The sequence below is a fragment of the Nitrosomonas sp. Is35 genome (assembly GCF_033063295.1).
Classification (GTDB): domain Bacteria; phylum Pseudomonadota; class Gammaproteobacteria; order Burkholderiales; family Nitrosomonadaceae; genus Nitrosomonas.
The window spans coordinates 2019874-2042581 of the sequence record NZ_JAWJZH010000001.1; the positions used below are offsets into that span (position 1 = coordinate 2019874).

The 22708-nt window shown below is 51.2% G+C and carries 17 protein-coding genes and 2 tRNA genes; 13 read left to right on the forward strand and 6 right to left on the reverse strand.

The features are described 5' to 3' along the window. Nucleotides 1–21: 21 nt before the first annotated feature. Nucleotides 22–1632, forward strand: coding sequence for an NAD-dependent malic enzyme (locus tag R2083_RS09500; protein ID WP_317538313.1), 1611 nt, complete (start codon nucleotides 22–24; stop codon nucleotides 1630–1632). 31 nt (nucleotides 1633–1663) lie between these two features. On the opposite strand, the gene serB is transcribed toward R2083_RS09500, so the two are convergent. Next, nucleotides 1664–2494 (reverse strand): phosphoserine phosphatase SerB, encoded by an 831-nt coding sequence (serB, locus tag R2083_RS09505; protein ID WP_317538314.1) that lies wholly within the window; start codon nucleotides 2492–2494, stop codon nucleotides 1664–1666. Between the two features lie 47 nt (nucleotides 2495–2541). Beyond that, on the reverse strand, nucleotides 2542–4008 hold the full coding sequence (locus R2083_RS09510) for a GGDEF domain-containing protein (protein ID WP_317538315.1): 1467 nt from the start codon (nucleotides 4006–4008) through the stop codon (nucleotides 2542–2544). Nucleotides 4009–4329: 321 nt separating this feature from the next. Here R2083_RS09510 and R2083_RS09515 point away from each other — a divergent pair, with 321 nt between their 5' ends. From R2083_RS09515 to R2083_RS09540, 6 genes are all read left to right on the forward strand, one after another. Beyond that, on the forward strand, nucleotides 4330–5826 hold the full coding sequence (locus R2083_RS09515) for a leucyl aminopeptidase (protein WP_317538316.1): 1497 nt from the start codon (nucleotides 4330–4332) through the stop codon (nucleotides 5824–5826). Between the two features lie 138 nt (nucleotides 5827–5964). Continuing rightward, nucleotides 5965–6390 (forward strand): DNA polymerase III subunit chi, encoded by a 426-nt coding sequence (locus tag R2083_RS09520; protein ID WP_317538317.1) that lies wholly within the window; start codon nucleotides 5965–5967, stop codon nucleotides 6388–6390. A gap of 32 nt (nucleotides 6391–6422) precedes the next feature. Then, the gene (locus R2083_RS09525; RefSeq protein WP_317538318.1) at nucleotides 6423–6773 is read left to right on the forward strand and encodes a hypothetical protein; all 351 of its coding nucleotides are present in this window, start codon (nucleotides 6423–6425) and stop codon (nucleotides 6771–6773) included. 141 nt (nucleotides 6774–6914) lie between these two features. Beyond that, nucleotides 6915–9677, forward strand: coding sequence for a valine--tRNA ligase (locus tag R2083_RS09530; protein WP_317538319.1), 2763 nt, complete (start codon nucleotides 6915–6917; stop codon nucleotides 9675–9677). Between the two features lie 224 nt (nucleotides 9678–9901). Continuing rightward, nucleotides 9902–10411, forward strand: a complete 510-nt coding sequence (locus R2083_RS09535; protein ID WP_317538320.1) for a hypothetical protein — start codon at nucleotides 9902–9904, stop codon at nucleotides 10409–10411. 67 nt (nucleotides 10412–10478) lie between these two features. Beyond that, nucleotides 10479–10661 carry a hypothetical protein gene (locus R2083_RS09540; protein ID WP_317538321.1) on the forward strand — a complete coding sequence of 61 codons (183 nt, stop codon included), beginning with the start codon at nucleotides 10479–10481 and terminating at the stop codon, nucleotides 10659–10661. Nucleotides 10662–10781: 120 nt separating this feature from the next. Here the strand turns inward: R2083_RS09540 and R2083_RS09545 are convergent, their stop codons facing one another. After that, nucleotides 10782–10949, reverse strand: coding sequence for a hypothetical protein (locus R2083_RS09545; RefSeq protein ID WP_317530421.1), 168 nt, complete (start codon nucleotides 10947–10949; stop codon nucleotides 10782–10784). Nucleotides 10950–11180: 231 nt separating this feature from the next. On the opposite strand from R2083_RS09545, the gene R2083_RS09550 reads away from it, so the two are divergent. From R2083_RS09550 to R2083_RS09565, 4 genes are all read left to right on the forward strand, one after another. Next, the gene (locus tag R2083_RS09550; RefSeq protein ID WP_317538322.1) at nucleotides 11181–11747 is read left to right on the forward strand and encodes a DUF1566 domain-containing protein; all 567 of its coding nucleotides are present in this window, start codon (nucleotides 11181–11183) and stop codon (nucleotides 11745–11747) included. Nucleotides 11748–12098: 351 nt separating this feature from the next. Then, a complete protein-coding gene (locus tag R2083_RS09555; RefSeq protein ID WP_317538323.1) occupies nucleotides 12099–14108 on the forward strand; it encodes an N-6 DNA methylase in 2010 nt (669 codons plus the stop codon). Continuing rightward, entirely contained in the window at nucleotides 14105–15337 is a 1233-nt protein-coding gene (locus R2083_RS09560) for a restriction endonuclease subunit S (protein ID WP_317538324.1), read from the forward strand. The genes R2083_RS09555 and R2083_RS09560 overlap by 4 nt, the downstream gene beginning before the upstream one ends. Next, nucleotides 15337–18543: a type I restriction endonuclease subunit R gene (locus tag R2083_RS09565; protein ID WP_317538325.1), complete on the forward strand. Its 3207-nt coding sequence runs from the start codon at nucleotides 15337–15339 to the stop codon at nucleotides 18541–18543. The genes R2083_RS09560 and R2083_RS09565 overlap by 1 nt, the downstream gene beginning before the upstream one ends. A gap of 154 nt (nucleotides 18544–18697) precedes the next feature. Here the strand turns inward: R2083_RS09565 and R2083_RS09570 are convergent. From R2083_RS09570 to aroC, 3 genes are all read right to left on the reverse strand, one after another. Beyond that, a tRNA-Phe gene (locus R2083_RS09570) sits at nucleotides 18698–18773 on the reverse strand. A gap of 68 nt (nucleotides 18774–18841) precedes the next feature. Then, nucleotides 18842–18918: transfer RNA gene (locus tag R2083_RS09575), tRNA-Arg, on the reverse strand. Nucleotides 18919–19147: 229 nt separating this feature from the next. Then, a complete protein-coding gene (gene aroC, locus R2083_RS09580; protein ID WP_317538326.1) occupies nucleotides 19148–20317 on the reverse strand; it encodes a chorismate synthase in 1170 nt (389 codons plus the stop codon). A gap of 224 nt (nucleotides 20318–20541) precedes the next feature. On the opposite strand from aroC, the gene hemF reads away from it, so the two are divergent. Both hemF and R2083_RS09590 read left to right on the forward strand, forming a co-directional pair. Further along, a complete protein-coding gene (gene hemF / locus R2083_RS09585) occupies nucleotides 20542–21438 on the forward strand; it encodes an oxygen-dependent coproporphyrinogen oxidase (protein WP_317538327.1) in 897 nt (298 codons plus the stop codon). 7 nt (nucleotides 21439–21445) lie between these two features. Further along, a complete protein-coding gene (locus tag R2083_RS09590) occupies nucleotides 21446–22693 on the forward strand; it encodes a dicarboxylate/amino acid:cation symporter (RefSeq protein ID WP_317538328.1) in 1248 nt (415 codons plus the stop codon). The last annotated feature ends 15 nt before the right edge of the window (nucleotides 22694–22708 follow it).

Sequence of the window (22708 nt, forward strand, 5' to 3'; positions counted from 1 at the left end):
ATTAGGGAGATAGGGATCAAAATGAAAAATTTATACGGCAAAGCGTTGTTGGTCGATCCGGGACTCACAAAATCAACGGCATTTACGCGGGAAGAGCGGGAGCGGTTCGGTTTGCGGGGATTACTGCCCTATGAAGTAGCCAGCATCCACAAACAAATCGAACGCGTCTTAGGCAGCATGCGCTGCAAAAGCAGTGCCATAGAAAAATATATCTTTCTGAATGCCTTGCTGGAACGCAATCAACGGCTTTTTTACCGCACCATGATCGACCACATCGAAGAAATCATGCCGTTGGTCTACACCCCCACGGTCGGCGAAGCCTGCAAGGAATTTGCACACATCTTCAGAAAACCGCAGGGATTCTATATCACCCCTGAGGATCGCGGCGAAATCGCCACGATTCTGAAAAATTGGCCGGAAGAAGATATCCGCGTCATCGTCGTGACGGATGGAGAGCGCATCCTCGGTTTGGGCGATTTGGGCGCGAATGGCATGGGCATACCGATCGGCAAGGTTGCTTTGTACGTCGCCTGCGCCGGCATTCATCCGGCGCAATGCATGCCGGTCATGCTCGACGCCGGTACGAATAACGTAGCATTACGCGAAGATCCGCTTTACCTGGGTTATCCCCATCCCCGCATTGACGGTGCAACTTACCGTGCGCTGGTCGACGAATTCGTCCAGGCCGTGCAATTACGTTTTCCCAATGCCGTCATACAATTCGAGGATTTCCTGACGCCCCACGCGTTTGAATTTTTGGAACGCTACAGCGGACAAGTGCGCTGCTTTAACGACGATATCCAAGGTACCGCCGCCGTGACGCTGGCGGGCATTTACACCTCATGCCGCATTACTGGGAAAAAATTCGCCGATCTGAACATCATGTTTCTCGGCACAGGATCGGCCGCCAGCGGAACGGCGGAATTGGCCGTGGATGCGTTTGTCAAAGCCGGACTCAGCAATGCAGAAGCGCGGAAACGGCTATGGTTCATCGACCGGAAAGGATTAATAACCACCGCGAACGAGAACATCAAACCGCGCATTAAACCGTTCATTCAAGCCCATGCGGCGTGCAGTTTTGCCGATGCCATCGGCGAGATCAAACCGGATGTGTTAATTGGCGCAACCGGTGTAGCCGGTACGTTCAGCGAAACCATTGTGCGCAGGATGGCGGCGGTGAATGAGCGCCCGGTAATCATCGCCCTATCGAACCCGACCTCGCATACCGAATGCACCGCGGAACAAGCTTATCAGTGGAGCGACGGGCGGGTTATTTTCGCCAGCGGCAGCCCATTTGACCCGGTGCGCTATGGCGATACAGTTTTCAAACCGGCGCAAGGAAACAACGCCTATATTTTCCCGGGTATCGGCCTGGGCGTCACCGTCAGCGCTGCGCGGCTGGTGACGCAAAGCATGTTTTTGGCCGCCGCCGAAGTGCTGGCAAACACGGTGACCGATTCGGAAATCCGCAACGGCGCGGTGTATCCGGCATTAACCCGGGTACGCGACGTATCGCTCGCGATTGCGGCAGCCGTTTGCCGGGTGGCGATGAATGAAGGATTGGCGGAAGCGGCGTTACCGGAAGATTTGAACAGCTATATCCGGCCGCTGATGTATGAACCGGATTACTAAAACCGATGCATTACCGTTGCACCGCCACAGTTCATGCGAATAAATTGGTGACGCCGTCCAATCCGACATAATCGATTGAATACGTCGCCTGTTGTTTGACAATCGGCTTAGCACGATAAGCGATGCCAACACCCGCTTCGGCCAGCATCGCCAGATCATTGGCGCCGTCTCCGATGGCGATGACCTGTTCACGCTGTATTCCCAGTTCCGCGCAAACTTGCTTCAGCACTTGCGCTTTGCCTTCTCTGCCGATAATTTCTCCAACCACTTTTCCGGTCAGCCGTTCATTGTCTATTTCCAGCACATTGGCTGCGGCAAAATCGAGTTGCAGTTTTGTCTTGATCCGTTCGGTGAAAAATGTAAAGCCACCGGAAATTACCATGGTCTTGATGCCGGATTGCTTTGCCAGCTGTAACATTCTTTCCGCGCCCGGACTGAGCTTCACACGCTCATCGTAGACTTTCTGTAAGTCATCCTGGTGCACGCCACGCAATAAAGCCGTGCGCCGTGTCAGGCTTTCTTCAAAACTGATCTCACCACGCATGGTTTGCACTGTGATGGCGGCCACTTGCGGTTTGATCTGCTGCATGTCGGCAATTTCGTCAATCGACTCAATCGCCAGCAAGGTCGAATCCATGTCCATGGCAATCAATTTGAAGTCGGAAAGTTTCGTTGCCGCATTTACAAACGCAAAATCCAGCTCGGCTTGCGCGCAATATTCCGGTACCGCATCGGAATGCGTAGCATGAGTCAATCGGAAAGCTTGCCCGGTAATCCGTTCGATAGCGTCGGCATGCGATAACTTCGCCAGCTCGCGCAGATCGCTGTTGTTTACATCCAATCCTTGGATAATCAAATTCATAAGGTTGTAAAGAGTATTAAGTGCAGTATTTCAGGTTGAAAAAACTATCAGGCGTTACCGTCCCATTCCATAATCTGATTCCGGCCCGCATGCTTGGCGGCATAGAGCGCGGAATCAGCCGCTTTGATCAGATCGCGCGGGTCGCGTATTTGTGCCGCATTTTCCAGATATCCGGCGACACCGATCGATGCCGTGATGCGGATGGTGCTGCGGCCGTCAAATTTATACGCGATTTCCGCGATCGAATCTTTTAGCCGTGCAATGAGATTTCTCGAAGCCGCCACCGCCGTGCCGGGAAGAATCAAGGCAAATTCCTCTCCCCCATAGCGGCTCAGGGTGTCATCCTGACGGATTTGATCGAAAACCGTTTTGACCACCATGGCCAGTAATGAGTCTCCCGCAACGTGGCCATACGTATCGTTAACATTCTTAAAATGATCAAGGTCGATGATGGCAATCGTCAACGGCAGATTGTATTGCACCGCCAGATTGAATTCGCGCCGTAACGTTTCGTCAAAATAAGTGCGATTATAGGCGCCGGTTAAACCATCCCGCTGCGACTTATCTTCCAGGTCGCGCATCCGGGATAAATCATGAATCATCAGCAGTTCTTTCGCTTCGGCGAGAATGCCACTGACTTCCGCTGGATCGTGAATGTTCATTTCAAATAAATCTTCCACCGCATTCAATCCCACTTCCATGATTTTAATCACGTCGATGAGCACATTCGCGTCAAATCCGAGCCAGTCTTGCGCCGCTTGGTTCAACGCGGTCATTTTTTCAGCCTCATGCGGATAGAGAAAGTAGTCGGCCAGATAGCGGGAGACCGCCAGACACGATTGCAGTGTCGGTCCCAGACTCTTGGGTTCCGGCTGCGAATGGCTATTGATGCAGGACAACGCGATGTAATCCGGAATATGCCATCTTTTCAGCAACGCATAACCCAGCTCATCGTGCCCCGCGCCGAATACCTCGCGCTCGCTATTCAGCAAAACATCGTGATCCGAAGTCGACGCAAAAACCTTGCCGTATTCTTCCGGCATGATGACCCAGAATGCCAGAATACCGATTTCTTGAATTAGCCCGGCCAGAAATAAATCGTCCAGATAATTCAGCTCGAGTTTTTCTCCCAGTGCGCGCGCGGCAAGCGCCGATGCGATGGAGCGGCGCCAAAAAACCGTACTGTCAAAAACCGCGCCCTGATCCGGCGCCGGGTTTTTCATCAGCGAATGGGTCAGCGAAAAGGATAAGGCGATCACAAGGACGGTGTGCGTACCCAGAATACTGACGGCTTGACGGATATTGGTTGCCACCCGGCGGGATTTATATAGCGGTGTGTTTGCTGTACGCAACAGTTTTGCCGACAGCACCGGATCCAATGAAATATATTGGCAAACGGTACCAATATCGGCATCGGGATCGTTGGCCATTTCAATGATTTTGACAGCCACAGCCGGTAAACTTGGCAGCGCCGTGCAATGATTCAATCGCTTTTTCAATGCATCATCAATCACTTATTATCCTTCGTGTTAGATAATAATCATATATTATTGAATAATATGATAATTGTTGCTGATTATAAAATAAAGACAGTATATTAACTTATTTTAATTTACGCCATTCGCAATAATTCGCAGGCGTTTCCCGCCTATTTCCTTTGCAGCAGTACAACTATTCAGCTTTTCCATTAAGCTGATGTTATGATGTTATTTGACGTGTGTTGTCACTATTTTGCTTATCGCGGGCAAAGTGATTACACGATAACCGGTTGTACTCATAGATTAAGTTACATAAGCAAATGGCTCGCAAGAGCATTCTGGATGAAGGAGTTTAATGTGGAATTTGGAATAAAAATAGGCACCCCGGAAAAACAACGCGGCGCCTGCGCAGTCATCGGTATTTTTGAATCAAGAAAACTGTCGGATTCAGCAAAAGTTCTGGACAAAATCACCCAGGGGTATATCAAAAATATCCTGGCATCGGGCGACTTGGACGGTAAAGCGAATACTTCGCTGTTATTGCATAACGTGCCGGACACCTTGTTTAAAAGAGTATTGCTGATCGGTCTGGGCAAGGAACAGGAATTCAAGGAAAAAACATTCTTGTCGGCGCTCGGCACCACGTTGAATGCGCTGCAAAAAACCGCAGTGACCGATGCCACGCTGTTTTTATCCGATTTTCCCGTCAAGGACAAAACCAATGCTTGGAAAGTCAATCAGACCGTCATTGCCGCTATCAGTAGCGGTTACCGTTTCGATCAGCTGAAAAGCAAGCCGGATAATAACCAAAGCAGCCTGCGCAAACTGATTATGTGCATCGACAACCGCACCGAACTGGCCGCTTGCGAAGCCGCCCTGCAACAAAGTATAGCGATTGCACACGGGATGAATCTGGCCAAGGATCTAGGCAACCTCGCGCCGAATATTTGCACCCCCGCGTATCTCGCCAAGCAAGCCAAGGATCTTGCCAAATCACACAAACTGAAAGCCTCCGTGCTGGAAGAAAAAGACATGGAGAAACTTGGCATGGGTTCTCTTCTGGCCGTGGCGCGCGGCAGTGAGCAACCGGCAAAACTGATCGTGCTGGAATATCACGGCGCGGCCAAAAAAGACAATCCGGTGGTTCTGGTCGGTAAAGGGGTGACCTTCGATACCGGCGGCATCTCGCTCAAGCCCGCTGCTGAAATGGATGAAATGAAGTTCGACATGAGCGGCGCAGGCAGTGTTTTGGGAACCCTGCAAGCGGTGGCGGAAATGAAGCTGCCCATCAACGTGGTGGGGATCATCCCGGCCACCGAAAACATGCCCAGCGGCAAAGCAACCAAGCCGGGTGATGTGGTCACCAGCCTGTCCGGCCAGACCATCGAGATTCTCAACACCGATGCGGAAGGACGGTTGATTCTATGCGATGCGCTCACCTACGCGGAGCGCTATAACCCGAAAGTGGTGATCGATATCGCCACATTGACCGGCGCATGCGTCATCGCGCTGGGCAATTTCACCACCGGTTTGATGAGCAACGATGACAAGCTGGCGCAAGAACTGCTGGCCGCCGGAGAGCAAGCTGCCGACCGTGCCTGGCAGTTGCCATTGTGGGATGAATACCAAGATCTGCTGAGAAGTAACTTTGCGGATATCGCCAATATCGGCGGACGCGCCGCAGGAACCATCACCGCCGCGTGCTTTTTGTCGCGTTTTACCAAGAAATACCGCTGGGCGCACCTCGACATCGCAGGCACGGCATGGAAATCCGGCAAAGATAAAGGCTCAACCGGGCGTCCGGTGCCGCTGTTGACGCAATTCCTGATTTCGCAAGCGAAAGCAACCAGCTAGCCGTCTTCCGCACCGCTGATTAATTTATGACTCGCGCTGAACAAGCTGAACCGTCCGCCTCCGTCATGAATTAATCAGCCGTTATGGAACGTACAAAAAACAAACTCACGATCGGGTGCTCAACCGGACAGTGATTCGATGACACAGATTTATTTTTATTCGGGATCGGGCAATAAGTTACAAACGGCTTGCCGGCTTTGCGCCAAGGCGTTGCAGCAACATATGAAAATATTGATTTATACGCCCGATGCAACCATGCTCAAACAATTGGACGAACTGCTGTGGACGTTCTCGCCCGCCAGCTTCATTCCGCATTGCCATATCCGCGAAGACAGTGCGCTGGTCAGCGCCACGCCCGCGATACTGAGCGACCGCATACCAGCGGATATGCCATTCGATGTTCTGCTGAATCTGCACCGGGAACAACCGCCCGCTTTCGATCAATTCAACCGGCTCATCGAGATTGCGGATAACTCGCCGGAAGACAAGCAAGTGGCGCGTGAACGCTATCGTTTCTATAAAGATGCCGGTTATCCGCTCCAACACTTCCAGCTGGATGATTAAATGAAACCGTTGCAACCGTTGATTTTCCTATTATGAGTGACGACAAAAGCGCAGCGGATTTCGACGATACCGAGATCATGGTCAAGTTCCGCAGCTTGCTGGGCAAATACCAGAATCACGGCAAGATCGCAGGCACTGCACCCGTCGGCAAAGCCCCGGAAATCGATAAAACAGCCCCTGCGATTGGCGCGGATGCCATACCGCTGCTGACCGATGCCGTGTTTCTTCATCCCGCCGTGATACAGCCGCAACCGGCGCGCTTAACGCCCATCCGCCAGATTCTCGATGCCGCATTGGAAGATGCGAATATCGACATGGACGTGCAGGACCGGAAAGCGCTGGCGCATGCGCTGGAAACCCGCTTGTCCAAGCAAATTAAATAGCCGCCGCTCACACCGCACCGCTTTTACGGTGGCATCCGCTTCTCCGGTTGCTGTGCAGCGGTCATCGCTCTTATTGTCCGCAGCAATACCCCATCCGCTATAATGGCGATCTTTTGCGCCATTCAATACAACGAAAAATCCATGGAACTCGAAAAAAGCTTTGACCCGAAACATATTGAAGATCGCTGGTACTCCATCTGGGAATCGGCCGGGTATTTCAAACCGGATGCGGCAACCGGTCAATCCGCTTATTGCATCATGCTGCCGCCGCCCAATGTCACGGGCACACTGCATATGGGACATGCCTTCCAGCATACTTTGATGGATGCGCTGACGCGCTATCACCGCATGCTGGGCGATAACACCTTGTGGCAGCCAGGCACCGATCATGCCGGTATCGCCACACAGATCGTGGTTGAACGCCAGCTCGATCAGCAGAAACTCGATCGCCGCACCATGGGACGGGAAGCTTTTCTGGAACGTGTCTGGCAATGGAAAGAAGAATCCGGCTCGACCATCACGCGGCAAATGCGCCGTCTGGGCACTTCCTGCGACTGGACGCGCGAACGTTTCACCATGGATGCCGAATTATCGCGCGCCGTGACCGAGGTATTCGTGCGTTTGTATCGTGAAGGTCTCATTTATCGCGGCAAACGGCTGGTGAACTGGGATCCGGTGCTGCAAACCGCGGTATCCGATCTGGAAGTGGTGTCGACCGAGGAAAACGGCTCGCTGTGGCACATCCGCTATCCGCTGGAGCAAGCCGATGGCCAGCATACCGAACCAACGGAAGCGTTGATCGTCGCCACCACCCGCCCCGAAACCATGCTCGGCGACGTCGCCGTCGCTGTGCATCCGGACGATCCGCGCTATCAGCATCTGATCGGACGCCATGTGCGCTTACCGCTGTGCGAGCGCACCATCCCCATCATCGCGGATACGTATGTCGATCTGGAGTTTGGCACCGGTTGCGTGAAAATCACCCCAGCGCACGATTTTAACGATTATCAGGTTGGCCAGCGGCATCATCTGGTGCCGATCAGCATCTTTACGCTGGATGGAAAAATCAACGATCTGGCGCCGCTTGACTATCAAGGCATGGATCGCTTCGATGCCCGGAAAAAAATCGTAGCCGACCTGGAAGCGCAAGGTTTTCTGGCCGAAACCAAACCGCACAAACTGATGGCGCCGCGTGGCGACCGCACCAACACGATCATCGAACCGATGCTGACCGATCAATGGTATGTCGCCATGGAAGGTTTGGCCAAGCGCGGTTTGGAAGTCGTCGCTGACGGTAAAGTGAAATTCACGCCGGATAACTGGACGCATGTCTACAATCAGTGGCTGGAAAATATTCAGGATTGGTGTATCTCGCGCCAATTGTGGTGGGGACACCGCATTCCGGCGTGGTACGACGAAGACGGCAATGTCACGGTCGCATACAATCTGGAAGAAGCGCAACAGCTTTCCGGCAAGCGCGATCTGAAGCAGGACGACGATGTGCTGGATACCTGGTTTTCGTCCGCGCTGTGGCCCTTTTCCACCTTGGGCTGGCCGGATGACACGGCGGAATTGAAAACTTTCCTGCCGACTTCGGTGCTGATCACCGGGTTTGACATCATATTCTTCTGGGTTGCGCGCATGGTCATGATGTCGTTGCATTTCACCGGCCAGGTACCGTTCCGGGAAGTGTATATCACCGGCCTGATCCGCGATGCCGAAGGCCAGAAGATGAGCAAATCCAAAGGCAATGTGCTCGATCCGCTCGATTTGATCGACGGTATCGCACTGCCCGATTTGATCGCGAAACGCACCACCGGATTGATGAATCCGAAGCAAGCCGAATCAATCGAGAAAAACACCCGCAAGCATTTCCCCGACGGCATCCCGGCGTTCGGCACCGATGCCCTGCGTTTCACGTTCGCCAGCCTGGCATCGCACGGGCGCGATATCAAGTTCGACATGCAACGCTGCGAAGGCTACCGTAACTTCTGTAACAAGTTATGGAATGCCACACGCTACGTGCTGATGAATTGCGAGGGCAAAGATACCGGATTGGATGAGACTCTGCCCCTCGCCTACTCCGCCGCTGATCAATGGATCATCAGCCGCTTGCAGCAAGCGGAGCAAGCAGTTGAACAAGCCTTTGCCAATTACCGTTTCGACTTGGCCGCACGGGAAATCTACGAACTGGTGTGGGACGAATATTGCGACTGGTACGTCGAGCTTGCCAAAGTCCAATTAAACTCGGATCAAGACGCGGCGCAGCGAGCCACCCGCCGCACCCTGGTGCGCGTACTGGAAGCCATGCTGCGGCTGGCGCATCCGGTGATTCCATTCATTACCGAGGAATTGTGGCAAACCGTTGCGCCACTGGCGGGAAAATCCGGCGCCAGTATCATGTGCCAGCCGTACCCGGTTGCGAATGCTTCCGCCATTAACCCGCAGGCCATCGAAACTATCGGTTTACTGAAAGAAATGATCAACGCCTGCCGCACCCTGCGCGGCGAAATGAGTGTGTCACCCGCGCTCAAAGTGCCGTTGCTGGCTGCCGGTGATCAATCCATGCTGTCCGGCTACGCGCCATATCTGCTAGCTTTGGCGAAATTGTCCGGGGTGGAAATCCAACCGGGCGGACTACCCGAAGCGGATGCGCCGGTCGCCATCGTGCGCGATTTCAAACTGATGCTGAAGATTGAAGTCGATGTAGCGGCGGAACGCGAGCGCCTGAGCAAGGAAATTACCCGCATCGAAACGGAAATAGCCAAAGCGCAAGCCAAGTTATCCAATCCGAGCTTTGTCGAACGCGCGCCAGCCAATGTGGTGGAACAGGAAAAAGATCGCTTGAATGCGTTCAACTCAAAACTCAACAGCTTGAACGAACAATTGCAAAAGCTGAATTAATCTTCCACACACCTAGCCAATCAATTGATCCGAGCAGAAAACGGACACTCAACATGCAGTGCTTCGTTTTCTGAGTCCTGGCATGAATATCGGGGGCCCCCTTGTCCCCCAGCACCCGGCTCACATCGAAAAAATGCTAAACTTTCACCCGCATCGATGAGAACCTGGCAGCTCGCCTAGAGCCGCTGAGTTTTATAACTTAATATTTTAATGAGGAAAATTGTATGAACAGAATACTTATGACAACATTATCGGCCACATTACTATCACTATCCGGCATATCGCTTTCACACGCCGAAAGCGTGGCTGTCGAAGGCGGATCTATTTTTATTGTGGATAACAGTGTGCCGGGCTCGCAAATCTTGGTGAAAAATCTCGCCAATGCCGCTGCGAATGCCTGTCTTATCAACGCGGGAACCAACCTGCTGGGTTTAGGCACGGACACGACCGCGACCGATATCGTCATCAAAAACGGCACCGCGGTAATCACCACGTATAACGCAACTCTTGCGGCCACCGACGTTAAGCTGGTCGATGTCACCAGCTGTCCGATCACCTCTGTTGTCGATCTGAGCGCATGCTACGCGACGGTGAATGATGGCAAGCTAACGATCCCTTGTCTCGAGTATGACGATGACGTCATTTCCGTCGTACTCGGACAACGCGGCAAATCGATGAATTTTGAATTTGAATCGTACAAACCCGGCAAAGGCCGCGGCCACGATCACGATTAAATAGCCGCGCAGCATTCCAATCCATTAAAAAGGCTCTGAACCGGTCAGAGCCTTTTCACAATGCATCGTGTTAGCAAAAGCTTGCACCAATGCCACGGTTAGCACAAAAAAAAGCATCATATCGAAACAAAACAACGGCAATAAGCTGGTGTTGGAAGTAAAAGGCGTCGGCGGCGAGCGCAACCGCACCGAACGCGCGACGATGGCGGTTTGGATCAGGACGGTCAACGAGCAAGGCGGCTTTGGGTAGTGGTGCTTCGATGCGGTGTTCGAACCGGCGAGAACGAGAGATGTGTTGCTAAAACAGGCCAGCGAATGCAAGAACTGGGAATGAGCGCTTTTTCAATCAAATAATATGATCAAATCTTGATTAATCGAGTGCTCCAATTTGATTGGCCATGCTGTCTTTATGCAGGGAACACCACTCATGCCAAACTTTTCTGGCTTCCTCAATATTGCTGAAAGTCCACAGCACAACACCATCTTCGGTCATCAAGGTTGCCATTTTGTTTGGCCATTCTTTAATTAAGCAGTACATTATTTTTCCTTTGTAGTTACAACTGCGGCAAAGTTTAACCAAATAATGTGAAACTTATATGAATGAATTGTGAAGATTTTATGACACTATTCCGGTTTAAAAAATGTCAACCCAGCGCACACAACCGCTCCGCATTGCAAAATTACGCAAATACCTTATAGCAATTTATTGTGAAGAGCCTATGATGAACTATATACAAAAACCTTAATCATCAAAAAGGGAGCAAAGTGTATGATTAAATTATTAAGAATCCTGTTATGCAGCGGTATTTTTTCGGTTGGATTGTTAGCGAATGCGAATGCGGCATTAGAGACACGTTTGGGTGGTCTGGCTGTATATGATACGGATTTAAATATCACGTGGTTAGCGGATGCGAATTACGCTAAAACATCAGGGTATGATGCTGATGGTTTAATGAATTGGTATGATGCCAATACTTGGGCGGCAAGCCTCAATATAGGTAGTACCAGTAACTGGCGCTTGCCGGAAGTTAATGAGATGATTCATTTATACAATGTAGAAGATATCTCAATTTCCTCACCGAATCTATTCGTTAATATTCATTTTTTCAGCTACTGGACCGCAACGGAATTTGAGCATATTCCGCTTAATGCATGGTTCTTCGGTATGGTATACGGTCTTTATGACTGGACCACAAAAAATGCCGCTTTACCCGCATGGGCTGTTCACGATGGCGATGTCGGCGCGGCACTTGTACCCGAACCGGAAACGTATGCAATGCTGTCTATCGGACTATTGATGCTACTTGGTTTCAGAAGAAGATTAAAACGGTATTAATGACAGAATAATTCTTAGCGCCATTAATCACCCGTCCCAGTGGCGGGTTTTTTTATGACTACAGCCCAAAGTCATGCAGGCTGGCGGCGATCCGCGCGAATGAATCCTGAATATTGGAACAAACCGGAATCGAATGTATACCTGCACACAGGATTGCACGCTATAAAAAATAAACATAACCACATTAATAGATGAAAGTAATTTACGATGCTGCCACGGATGCAATAAACAAGGAAAAGCATGACGTTCCATTTACCCTACGACTAACTAGGATGATTTGCTAATAGTTTGGCGATAGAATCTGAGAAGAACAATAAAACGAACAGATATTTTTTTGGAACATACACTTAAATGGCGCAGTTAGAAAATATTGAAGCAATTGAAAAACGTCTTTGGGGCAGCGCCGATAATTTACGCGCCAACAGCAACTACGCCAGCAATGAATACTTCATGCCTGTCATGGGGCTTATTTTCCTGCGTCATGCCTACAGTCGCTATCTGGCCGTAAAACCGGACATAGAAGCTTCACTGCCCTCCCGTGGCGGCGTGACTCGGCCGCTGACTAAAGAAGATTTCTCCAGCAAGGGTGCCATCTTCCTTCAGGAGAAAGCGCAGTTCGACACCTTGGTAAACCTGCCCGATGCGGACGACCGTGCCCAAGCCGTCATCGACGCCATGGAGGCCATCGAGGCCGACTACGAAACCCTGAAAGGCATCCTGCCCAAGAGCGAATACCAAGAGCTGGATAACGACGTGCTCGGCAATCTGCTGCGCACCTTCAATGACCCCGCACTCAAGAAAGCCACGGGCGACATCTTTGGCCGTATCTACGAATACTTCCTGACCCAGTTTGCCAATCAGAGCGCCCACGACGGCGGCGAGTTCTTCACGCCCGTTTCACTGGTGCAGATGATCGTCAACTTTATCGAACCCGATCATGGATCAGTGATAGACCCGGCTTGCGGCTCTGGCGGTATGTTTGTGCAAAGCGCGCACTTCATCGAGAAGATGCACAAGAACCCGCAAGACGTCGCCACCTTCTATGGCGCGGAGAAAAACCCGACAACAATCCGCTTAGCCAAGATGAATTTGGCTGTGCATGGTCTGGAGGGAAAAATCCAGAAGGCGATTTCCTATTACGAAGACCCGCATGATTTTCTCGGCAAGGCTGATTTCGTCATGGCCAATCCGCCGTTCAACGTCGATGACGTGGACGCGGAGAAAATCAAAAACGACCCGCGCTTGCCTTTCGGCTTACCCGGTGTGAACAAGAAAGGCGCGGTTTCCAACGGCAATTACTTGTGGATTTCGTACTTCTACAGCTACCTGAGTAAAGCAGGCCGTGCGGGCTTCGTTATGTCCTCGCAGGCTTCCAGTGCCGGAGGGCAAGAAGCCGAAGTACGCCGCAAGCTGGTTGAAGGCGGGCATGTCGAAGGCATGATCGCCATTCGCTCCAACTTCTTTTATACGCGCTCCGTGCCGTGCGAGCTGTGGTTTTTGAACAAGAACAAGCCCGCAGGCATGAAAGACAAGGTGCTGATGTTGGATGCGCGTAACGTTTATACAAAAGTCACGCGCAAGATTTACGACTTCTCGCCGGAGCAACTGACCAACCTGACCTCCATTGTCTGGCTCTATCGCGGCCAGAAAGACCGCTTTTTGGCACTGGTGGAAAGTTACCTTTCACGCACGCTTGAGGATGCCAAAGCCGCCAAACCCGCGATGGATGCCTTCATTGCATCGTTCGGCAAACTGGCGGGCAAGCTGGAAAAGGTTGAAGAAGAAACCAGTAAGGCCTTTGAGCTGCTAGCTGGTGACATCAAGGCCTTCGAAAAAGCCATTGAGGCTGAAAACAAAGACTGGGAGAAAGCCCCGCGAGACAATGCGGGTTTACTGAGCGCCGCCAAAAAGCTGGAGCCATTGGCGGAAACCAGCCGCGATCTGATTAAACAGATCGACCAACTTTACAAACTCGCCGATAAACAAGCCAAACAAAGCGTCGAAAAAGGCTTGAACAAACTCATTAAAGAATTCGACGATGAGCGCAAAGCCGCCGTCGAGCAATTAAAGCAAGTGCGCTACATCTTCAAGCAGGCACACTGGCTGCAAGAGCGCTTCCCAGATGCCGAGCTGCGCGATGTCGAAGGTTTGGTCAAGCTGGTGGATGTTGCCGAGATCAAAGCCAATGACTGGAGCTTAACGCCCGGTCGCTATGTCGGCGTCGCGCCGGAAGAAGAAGACGAAGATTTCGACTTCGAGGAAACGTTGCGCGACATTCATATCGAACTGAAAGGCCTGAACGAAGAAGCCGCCATACTCGCCGCCCAAATCCAAAAGAATTTTGAGGAGTTGGGGATATGAGTCACTTTCAGGAAAAAACAATCGCGGAACTAATAGCTGAAAAGGCAATTTTGGCTATACAAGATGGAAACCACGGAGAGAAACACCCGAAGTCTACCGATTATGTCGAGGAAGGCATCCACTTTGTGATGGCAAACGACCTAAATTTTGGGACAGTTGACTTGAAGGGATGCAGCAAAATTCCAGAAAGTCTTGCATCCAAATTGCGTATTGGCTTTTCAGTAGAGGGTGATGTTCTACTCACGCACAAGGGAACCATTGGAAATGTCGCGATTGTTGGCAGTATTGCCCCTTACATTATGTTGACCCCGCAAGTCACATATTACAGAACTGATAACGAAAAACTTTCAAATAAATACTTAGCCTACGCATTCAGAGAGCCTAATTTTCAAAAGCGGATGAAGTCGTTGGCGCAACAGTCTACAAGGCCATATATCGGCATAACCGCTCAGCGAAATCTGAAGATTTTATGGACTGACAGAGAAAGACAAGAATCCGTAACGGAAATTATTTCAAAATACGACGACCTCATCGAAAACAACAAGCGGCGGATTGAATTGCTAGAGGAGTCTGCGCGGCAGCTTTACAAGGAATGGTTTGTGCGTTTCCGCTTCCCCGGCCATGAACACGTCAAAATTATTGATGGCGTGCCAGAGGGGTGGAGGATAACAACGCTCGGAGAAGTGTCTATTACAAATGCCCTGAGCCATAAAGCCAAAGAGCTACCAGAGGAAATTAACTACATCGACATTTCCTCGGTTTCGACAGGAAGAATTGAGACTAAAAGCAGAATGCCCGCAGAGGAAGCGCCAGGTAGAGCAAGAAGAATTGCACAACATGGCGATGTTATTTGGTCAAATGTGAGGCCGAACCTCAAAGCATATGCTCTTGTCCTGCATCCAGAAAACGAAGATGTATTCTCAACGGGATTTACGGTTATATCGGGGATGAGTATTCCATACTCATTTCTCTACAACTTTACGACCACAGACAATTTTGTCAGCCATCTTGTAAACCACACAACTGGTGCTAGCTACCCTGCCGTAAGGCCGCAGGACTTTGAAAGGGCTGAGCTTCTGCTGCCACCAAGACCTCTGCTAGATCAATTTCAAGAATATTGTGAGCCTAACTATGAGCTTGTATACATTCTTGCTGAACAAAGCAGCCAACTGGCTGCGGCGCGCGATGTTTTACTACCTAAACTCATGAGCGGGGAGATTGCTGTCTAATGGCTCCACTCAATGAAGATACGCTGGTTCAGGCCACGACAGCCGACTATCTGGAAGATCAGCTCGGCTGGGACAGCATCTACGCCTACAACAACGAGACCTTTGGAGCCGAGGGCACGCTCGGGCGACAGTCAGACAAAGATGTTGTTCTAACCCGCTATCTGGGCGAAGCACTGGTAAAACTCAATCCCGGTCTACCGAATGCAGCGTATCAAGATGCGCTGCGCCAGATCACCGAAGCGCCTGTCACCGAAAACACGCTGCAAATCAATTTTGAACAGTACGAGCTGGTTAAAAACGGGGTATTGGTGCAGTTCCGCAATGCCAGGGGTGAGCTGGAGAGAAAGCGCCTAAAAATTTTCGATTTCGAAAATCCCGAAAATAATCACTTTCTTTGTGTGCGCGAGCTGTGGGTGCGTGGCGATATTTACCGCCGACGCGCCGACATCGTTGGTTTTGTCAATGGCCTTCCCTTGATGTTTATCGAGTGCAAAACCATTCACAAAGACATCCGCCATGCTTTTGAAAAGAATTTCTCCGACTACAAAGACACCATCCCGCATTTGTTCCACCACAACGCCTTTGTGATTTTGGGCAATGGCGTGGATGCGAAAATCGGCTCCCTTTCCAGCAAGTTCGAGCATTTCAATGACTGGAAGCGCTTGGCCGAGGAAGAAGCGGGCGTGGTGGATATGGAGACCTTACTCAAAGGCGTTTGTAACAAGCGTAACTTTCTCGATCTGTTTGAAAATTTCATCCTGTTTGATGAAAGCAAGGGCAAGCTGGCCAAGATCGTTGCGCGAAACCACCAGTTTCTGGGCGTCAATCGTGCTGTCGAAGCGGTAAAGACGCGCTCAGAACGCAAAGGGAAACTTGGCGTATTTTGGCACACCCAAGGATCGGGTAAGTCTTATTCCATTGCTTATTTCTCCCGCAAGATACACCGCAAAATCGGCGGCAATTTCACCTTCCTGATCTGTACCGACCGGGAGGACTTGGATAAGCAAATTTACAACACCTTTGCAGGTTGCGGTCTTGTCGATAACGATCAAGACCCATGCCGTGCCGGATCGGGCGATCATTTGCAGGAGCTTTTGAACCAGCATAAATCCTATGTCTTCACGCTGGTGCAGAAATTTAATAAGGACGTTGACCCGAGCAATCCCTATTCTGACCGCGAAGACATCATCGTTATCACTGATGAAGCGCACCGCACGCAATATGGCCGCCTATCCCTGAACTTGCGCAATGCGCTGCCCAATGCCAGCTATATCGGCTTTACCGGAACGCCTCTGTTCAAAGACGATGAAATTACCCGCCGCGTGTTTGGCGAATACGTTTCGACCTATGACTTCCAGCGTGCCGTGGAGGATCATGCCACCGTTCCGCTTTATTACGATGCGCGTGGCGAAAAGCTCGGTATCGCCACCAATGACCTGAACGAGAAAATCGCAGCCAAGCTGGAAGAGATAGAAATTGAAGATCAGGACGTAGCCGAACGCTTGGAGCGGGAATTAAAGCGCGATTATCACATCATCACCGCGCAAAGCCGACTTGAGCAGATCGCTGAAGATTTTGTGGCGCACTACAGCACCGGATGGGAAAACGGCAAAGCCATGTTGGTATGCATCGACAAGATTACCTGTGTCCGTATTCACGCCATCATTTTGGAAAAATGGCAGGCCAAAATCGTCGAACTGGAAAAGCAGATTGCCAAACTCCCCGACGAACAATCGGTCATGGACCGGGAGCGCAAACTGGTGTGGATGCGCGAAACCATCATGGCTGTGGTGGTGAGCGAGGAGCAAGGCGAAGTCGATAAATTCCGCAAGTGGGGCCTGGACATTACCCCGCACCGCAAGCTCATTAAAGAAGGCTTTGAGACACCAGACGGCAAACGTCTTGACGTGGAAAGCGCTTTCAAGAAAGAAGAGCATCCATTCCGTGTAGCGATTGTCTGCGCCATGTGGCTGACCGGCTTCGATGTACCCACCCTGTCGACGCTGTATCTGGATAAACCACTCAAGGCACACACGCTGATGCAGGCTATCGCACGAGCAAACCGCGTGGCCGAGGGCAAAAACAACGGTCTGATCGTCGATTACTGTGGCATTCTGAAGAATCTACGCAAAGCGCTGGCTACATTTGCTGGCCATACAGGCGGTGACGATACCACGGGCGACCCGCCACCTGAGCTTGACCCGGTAAGGCCGGAAGAGGAATTGCTGGCCGATCTTGAAGAAGCCATTGAAGCAGTTCGGGCATTTTTGGATGCCAAAAGCTTTCGGCTTGAAGATGTGCTGGAAAAAACAGGGTTTGAACGTAACAAGGCCATCGTGAAAGCCAAAGAAGCCGTCAACCAGAACGACGAAACACGCAAGCGCTTTGAAATTATCTGCCGCGAAGTCTTCAAGAAATTCAAGGCTTGCCTGACCATCAAAGCGATCAACAATTACCGCACCGCCTGCGATGCAATTAATATCATTTATAAAAGCTTGCAGGAAGATGTGGACAAAGCCGACATCTCCGGCATTATGCGTGAGTTACACGCCATTATCGAAGAAAGTATAGAGCCCGTCAGTGGCGTGAAGGAACCGACGAGACTCTACGACATCAGCAAAATTGACTTTGAACGCCTCAAAAAGGAATTTGAACGCTCGCCCGCCAAGAACACGACCGTGCAGAGCTTGAAAGAAGTCATCGAGAAAAAACTTCTCAGGATGTTGATGCAAAATCCGGCGCGTACCAATTTTCAAAAGCACTACGAAGAGATCGTCGAGGAATATAACAGCGAGAAAGACCGTGTAACAATCGAGGCCACGTTTGAAGCTTTGCTCAAGCTGGTCGATGCTTTGAGCGAAGAAGAACAGCGCGCCGTGAAGGAAGGCCTCTCAGAAGAATCTCTGGCACTGTTTGACTTGCTACTGAAACCCAACCTTTCAAAGCAGGAAATTGACCGGATTAAAAAGGTTGCAGAAGGCCTATATAAGACCCTAAACGTGGAAATAGCACGCATTCAGAATTTTGCGGCTAAACAAAGCACTCGGGATGAAATCAAAATAAAAATTAAGGATTTCTTATGGGATGAGAAAACAGGTCTTCCAGAGAGCTTTGAACCTGATGAAGTTGACGAAAAGACTGAAGCTGTTTTCAAGCATTTACTGGTTTCACAGCGAAGTGGCATGCACATTCACAACCAACCGTAAGATTTTTAAATTTTCCAGTAAAAGCGGCGAACCCGCACATTAGAAAATCAGGTCCGGTGTTTAATGTGTTAACCGGATTTCCTTATATCAGCCTTACACGAGACCCACAAACAAAAAAACACTTAGGATATTATTCTCTAAGTGTTTGTTTTATTGGTGGCCAAGGGCGGAATCGAACCACCGACACAAGGATTTTCAGTCCTCTGCTCTACCGACTGAGCTACTTGGCCATTTGGAAAGCGACAGTAAACGGACAACCCATTTACCGGCAGTTGTAATAGATATTCGATGAAATGAATGGCGCGCCCGGCAGGATTCGAACCCACGACCCCTTGGTTCGTAGCCAAGTACTCTATCCAACTGAGCTACGGGCGCTTTGTGCAATCTAATTACTTCCAGCTTGTTTCAGCAACCGGGAGATTATATCAGATTGAAGCAATCACGGGATTCGAACTTATGTTTTTGCTGCTGTATTCGATGCCTTCAAACTGTAATCGGCCAGGCCGATTTTTCTATCAATCATCACAATTACTTTTTGCGGGGGCGATGATCGTGTATTTGGCCGGTCTTGTCAAGATTAAACTGCATCTGGGCGCGATTTCCGCTACATATCTTCTTCCGGTTCCGGGTCTTCTTTGCATGGCGCTGACACTGCCGGTGCGGCACTTGCTGCGCCATTCACACTGCCGGGAATTTTCGGTGTTTTACAATTCACATCGGCATTTTGCGCGCGATGCCGCAAAGCGTGATCCATCAATACCAAAGCAAGCATGGCTTCGACAATCGGCGTGGCGCGGATGCCAACGCAGGGATCGTGCCGTCCATGCGTTTCGACGATGACCGGGATGCCATTCTTGTCAATTGAATGCCGTCCGAGGCGGATGCTGGAGGTCGGTTTGATCGCGACATGAACGACGATGTCCTGCCCGGTGGAAATACCGCCTAAAATACCGCCCGCGTTGTTGCTCAAGAAACCATCCGGCGTCATTTCGTCGGAATGCTCCGTGCCTTTCTGCGTCACGCTGGCGAATCCGGCGCCGATTTCCACGCCTTTCACCGCGTTGATGTTCATCATCGCGTAAGCGATTTCGGCATCGAGCCGGTCATAAACCGGTTCACCCCAGCCGACCGGAACACCCTGCGCTACTGCACTGATTTTTGCGCCGACCGAATCGCCGGACTTGCGCAATTGATCCATGAATGTTTCCAGTTGATCGGTATAGCTGCTGTCAGCGACGAAAAACGGGTTTTGCTGGACATCGTCCCATTGTTTGAAAGGAATCTGTATGGGACCCAGTTGCGCCATATAGCCGCGAATCACAATGCCATATTTTTCATGCAGCCATTTCTTCGCAATCGCTCCGGCCGCAACCCGGACGGCCGTTTCCCGCGCCGATGCACGCCCGCCGCCGCGGTAATCGCGGATGCCGTATTTTTGCCAGTAAGTGTAATCCGCATGACCGGGACGGAAGGTATCCATGATTTTGCTGTAATCCTTGCTGCGCTGATCTTCATTGCGAATCAGCAAAGCAATCGGAGTACCGGTGGTTTGCCCTTCAAACACGCCGGATAGAATCTCAACGGTATCGGATTCGCGCCGCTGCGTGACATGCCGCGACGTGCCGGGTTTGCGCCGGTCCAGTTCAAGCTGAATCTCTTCGGTGCTGATGGCTAATCCCGGCGGACAACCGTCGACAATGCAGCCGATTGCGGGACCGTGCGATTCGCCAAATGAAGTGACGGTAAAAAGCGTGCCAAGTGTATTGCCAGACATACGATGCTATTTGGGTATTAAAAAAAGATTGTGCGAGTCTATCATACGTACCCCTGCTTTTTGGCAATTTGCTGACCACCCGCCGAGGATAACAATCAGGTGCAAACTTGAGGCGCGTCAACAATGAAATGCCATCCACATGCTATACCTGCGCTAAAATGCGGTTATTGTCCGGCATGGGCGCGTTTTGAGCCATTTTCATAACATTAGAACCAGGAGTTTGCATGAACACACCCCAAGTGAAAGAGTTTCTTATCAGTTTGCAGGACAGCATCGTCAAAGGGATAGAGCAGGTCGATGGCAAGCCATTCAAGCGCGATCAATGGGATCGTCCGGAAGGTGGCGGCGGCATGAGCAGCGTGATCGAAGAAGGCAATGTGCTGGAGCGCGGCGGCGTTAATTTCTCCCATGTATATGGCGCGGGATTGCCCGCATCGGCTACCGCGGCTCGCCCGGAACTGGCCGGGCGTTCGTTTGAAGCGATGGGGGTCTCGCTGGTGCTGCATCCGCGTAATCCGTATGCGCCGACGGTGCATATGAATGTACGGTTTTTCGAGGCGCGCAAGGAAGGCGCGGAGCCGGTGTGGTGGTTCGGCGGCGGTATGGATCTGACGCCGTATTACGGCTACGCGGAAGATGCGATCCACTTTCATCAAACCTGCAAGGATGCATTGCAACCGTTTGGCGGCGATATTTATCCGCGCCTGAAAAAATGGTGCGACGACTATTTCTTCTTAAAGCACCGTAAGGAACCGCGCGGTATCGGCGGCGTTTTCTTCGATGATTTGAATCAACCCGATTTTGATACCTGCTTTAAACTCACGCGCAACGTCGGCGAGAACTTTCTCAACGCGTACCGCCCTATTCTGGAACGCCGCAAGGACACACCGTACGGCGAACGCGAACGCGATTTTCAGGCGTACCGGCGCGGGCGTTATGTAGAATTCAACTTGGTGTGGGATCGCGGCACGCTGTTCGGGCTGCAAACGGGCGGACGCACCGAATCGATTTTGATGTCATTGCCGCCGATTGTGAAATGGCGCTACGACTGGAAACCGGCAGCGGACACCCCGGAAGGCAAACTGTACTCAGACTTTTTGATCGGCAAGGATTGGGTGTAAACCGTCTGTGAACAAGTTATCGCTCAATAATCAGATTTTGCTCGGCGCGCTATCGGGTGTTCTACTCGGTTTATGGTTTTCGATACTGGGGCAGGAATCCGAGATCAGCCAAGGCGGGCTGTATGCCGCAAAACTGACCGGCACCTTGTTTACCGATTTACTGCGCATGGTTCTGATCCCGCTGGTTTTCACGTCGATTGTGGTCGGTGTCGCCAATCTGCGCTCGCACCAGCAAATGAATCGCGTCTGGCAAGTTACGTTGATTTTCTTTATGTCGACCATGGCGTTCGCGGTCGTGCTCGGATTGGCCGCTGCCAATATTTTCCGGCCTGGCAGTGAATTGCAGATCGCGATGTTTCAGGATGCAATGCAAGGTTTTCAGGCTACTCAGATGTCGCTGCCCGATTTCTTCGCGCATTTCCTCCATTCATTGTTCCAAAACCCAATCGCGGCGCTGGCGCAAGGTAATGTGCTGGCGGTGGTGATATTCGCGTTGCTGCTCGGTATCGCGCTGGTGGTGGGTGGTGAACGCTACCGTAATATCCTGACGCTGATGCAGGAATTTCTGGAATTGATCATGATGCTGGTGGGTTGGATCATGCGCCTGGCGCCATTTGGTATCATGGCGTTGGTGTTGCAACTGGTCGCCACGCAGGATACCGGTCTGATTATGGTGATGCTCAAGTTTGTAGCGGTCGTGTTAGGCACCACGCTGTTGCACGGTGTGGTGGTGTTGCCTTTGATTCTGTATGCAATGACCGGTGTCACGCCGTATAAATTCTGGCTGGGCGGGCGTGAAGCGTTGATCACCGCTTTTGCCACCAGTTCAAGCGCAGCAACATTACCGGTTACGTTGCGCTGCGCCGAGCAGCATTTGCATGTCAAACGCGATGTCGCGGGTTTCGTCATTCCGTTGGGAGCCACCGTCAATATGGATGGCACGGCGCTCTACGAAGCGATTGCCGCTTTGTTCATCGCCAATCTGGTGGGGGTTGAACTCAGTTTGATGCAACAGATGATCGTATTTGTCACCGCAATGCTAGCAGCCATGGGCGCGCCGGGCATACCCAGCGCCGGTATGGTGACGATGGTGATGGTGCTGCAATCGGTTGGCTTACCGGCCGAAGCCATCGCCATATTGCTGCCGATTGACCGGATACTCGACACTTTCCGCACCATGGTGAATGTTGAGGGCGATCTAGTGGGAAGCCTGGTGGTTCAGCACTGGATCAAACGCGACGGCTCCAGCACTTAAATTTCTCCGGTTTTT